This is a genomic window from Deltaproteobacteria bacterium (assembly GCA_011375175.1).
In the GTDB taxonomy this organism is placed as follows: Bacteria; Desulfobacterota; GWC2-55-46; order GWC2-55-46; family DRME01; genus DRME01.
In genome coordinates this window covers 1-2,900 of record DRME01000060.1, presented here as the reverse complement: position 1 = coordinate 2,900, position 2,900 = coordinate 1, and the positions used below count along the sequence as shown (strand labels likewise).

Annotated in this window: 2 protein-coding genes; both read right to left on the bottom strand. The window is 64.9% G+C overall.

Annotated features, from left to right (window positions below; all coding sequences use genetic code 11):
- Positions 1–114 precede the first annotated feature (114 nt).
- A complete protein-coding gene (locus ENJ37_04660; GenBank protein ID HHL39774.1) occupies positions 115–702 on the bottom strand; it encodes a M23 family metallopeptidase in 588 nt (195 codons plus the stop codon).
- A 717-nt stretch (positions 703–1,419) separates the two neighbouring features.
- Positions 1,420–2,625 carry a NupC/NupG family nucleoside CNT transporter gene (locus ENJ37_04655; protein ID HHL39773.1) on the bottom strand — a complete coding sequence of 402 codons (1,206 nt, stop codon included), beginning with the start codon at positions 2,623–2,625 and terminating at the stop codon, positions 1,420–1,422.
- Between the last annotated feature and the right edge of the window lie 275 nt (positions 2,626–2,900).

Sequence of the window (2,900 nt, the reverse complement as noted above, 5' to 3'; positions counted from 1 at the left end):
GCGTTAAAAGTTTTTGGAGGGAGTCTGAGGGAACCTTTTTACAAAAAGGTTCCCTCAGGGTAATTAATCAGAGTTTCCTTAGGTAATGACTAACCAAAAAGAAAGTAGGGCGGGTTAGCGGTCGGGCTGGCCCGCCGGCCCTGTCGCCGCAGGTGACGTGGCCCCTGGTTTTTCGGCCGCCGCCTCCAGGGTCTTGCCTGTCTCTGCGGCGGCGCCCGTTGCGGCCATGAGGCTTCGGGGGTCCACCCTTGCGCCCGAGAGCCATACGCCCCAGTGGAGGTGGGGGCCCGTGGACCTGCCCGTGGAGCCCACCCTGCCTATAATCTGTCCGCGCTCGACCCGCTCTCCCTCCTTTACGAGCACCTCGGAGAGGTGGAAGTACATGGTCGAGAGGCCGAGGCCGTGGTCTATCACCACGGTGAGGCCGCTGAAGTAGCGCTCTCCCGTGAGGGTCACGGTGCCGGAATTCGAGGCCCGCACGGCCCTTCCCGCCGGGGCGCCGATGTCGAGGCCCGTGTGGGGAGAGCGGGGCTTGCCGTTGAGTATGCGCCGCAGGCCGAAGGAGCTCGATATCCGCCCCTCGGCGGGCATGAGAAAGGGTCCTTTCCAGAGTCTGCGGGCTGCGGAGTCCTCGAGGGCCCCGCCGAGCTCGGCCTTCTCCCGTCTTACGCGCTCGAGTGTGGCCTCGTCGAGCTCGACCATCTTTTTCGGGAGCTTCAACCTCTGGACGGTGAACTTCTTCCTGTCTATGACGACGGTCTTCTCCGCCCTCGCTCTCCGGCCGCCGCCGTAGCGGACCGTCACCTCCAAGGTTTTCTCTCCCGGTTCGGCGGCGAGGTCGATGCCCAGGAGGGCCTCGAAGACGGGCGGCTGCGAAGACTTCCCGTAGAAGAGGACGGCGTCTCCCTCGATGCTTCCCGTAACGTCCACCGCGCCGGGCCCGCCCCTTACGACCACGCGGGCCACCTCGCCCTGAAAGAGCCGCGAGGGGATCACCTCCACGGCGGGGCCGGAGGTTCCCGCCCTCGCCGGGGATCCGGCCGCGACGGCGAGGATAAGCGCCGCGGCGAGCAGGGCCGCCGCGGCCCGCCGCGCGGCGCAGCCGCGCCCCCCCGTCCCCCCCGTCCAGGCGGAAGCCGTCATCTTTTTCGTAAAGTCGCCGCGGAACATCACCCTATGTTAACCGCTTTGCCCCCCTCCGTCAAGAGCCGGCGGCCCGGGAGCCGGCGGCTCCGGCTCCCTGCCATCTCACGCCCTTTGCCCGACGGCCAGGGGGGAGGCCGGGGCGCGCCAGGCGGGATCGCTTACGCCTTTGCGCCCCGGCCTCCCTCTGGCCGCCGAGTTAGGCCTGCAAGGAGATTGTCCCCGGAAGCCTTCCATGCCGCCGGGTTTGCGCCGGCGGCTAACCGGCCCCCGTCTTCAAACAAGCACCCCAGCGATGGTGGCGGTCATGAAGCCGGCCATGGTGCCTGCGGCCAGCGCCCGCAGCGCCAGCGCCGCGACTTCTTTTTTCCGGGACGGCGCGACGGCGCCGATGCCGCCCATGAGTATGGCGATGGAGCCGAAGTTGGCGAAGCTGCACAGGCCGTAGGTTGCGATGGTTATGGAGCGTTCCGAGAGCGTTCCGGCCGTTATGTGGGCCTGTAGTTTCTGGTAGGATATGAACTCGTTGAAGACCACCTTTATGCCCAGCAGTTTTCCCACCTCGAGGCAGTCGGCGGGGGGCACGCCCATGACAAAGGCCGCCGGCGCGAAGAGGTAACCCAGGATGGCCTCGAAGGAGATGCCGAGGGAGCCGAGGCCCGCGTCGAGCATGCCGATTATGGCTATGAAGGCGAGGAGCATGGCGCCGATGGTGGCCGCCAGGTTGAGGCCCGCGGCTGCGCCGTTGGCCGCCGCTTCTATGATGTTTATGTCGTCGCTTCTCAGTTGCGTCACCGAGGGGCCATCCGCAGGGCGCTCCAGGCGCTCGGGCACCATGAGCTTCGAGATGACGACGGCCGCCGGGGCGCTCATGACCGAGGCGGCCAGCAGGTGGCCCGCGCTTGCGCCGAAGCTCACGTAGGCGGCCATGACGCTTCCCGCGATGGTGGACATGAAGCCCGTCATGAGGGTGAAGAGCTCGGAGCGGGTCATCCTCGCCACGTAGTCCTTCACGGCCGTCACCGCCTCTATGCCCATGAAGACGAACATGGCGGCCATGAAGGCCTCGGTCCCGGAGGCGCGCATGGTGCGCTCCATGATGCGGGCCATGAGCCATACAAGGGCCTGTATGACCCGCAGGTAGTAGAGCACGCCCATGAGCGAAGAGACGAAGATGATCGTCGGCAGAACCTTGAAGGCCACGACCGCGCCGATGGAGAAGTCGTCGACGAGCTTTCCGAAGAGGAATCCCGCGCCCACGGCCGTGAAATCGAGGAGCCCCGTCATGGCCGCCCTCGCGCCGTCGAAGACCATGCGTCCCGGCGCCGTCTTGAGGACCGCCACGGCCGCCGCGGCCTGGAGCCCGATCCCCCAGGCAACGAGACGCCAGTCGATGCGGCGGCGGTCCTCGGAAAAGAGCCATGCCACCCCTACAAAGACACCCACTCCGGCAAGACTGACAATCTTCTCCGCCGTAATCATGACCGTTATATTTCGCCTTTTTTGCCACCCATGTCAAGTGGTAACCTCAACCCGCCGGAGCCGGTCCCGGCCACACGGCGGGACGGCAAGGTTGATTTGACGCAGTGAAGATGTTAATTTAAGGAAATGCTGATTAATTACTCTGGGGGAAACTTTCTGTAGAAAGTTTCCCCCAGACCCCCTTCAAAGACTTTTAATACGAGTTGGTTTCCCCCTGTTTTGCTTGGCAAAACAGGGGGAAACCAACTCGCGTTAAAAGTTTTTGGAGGGAGTCT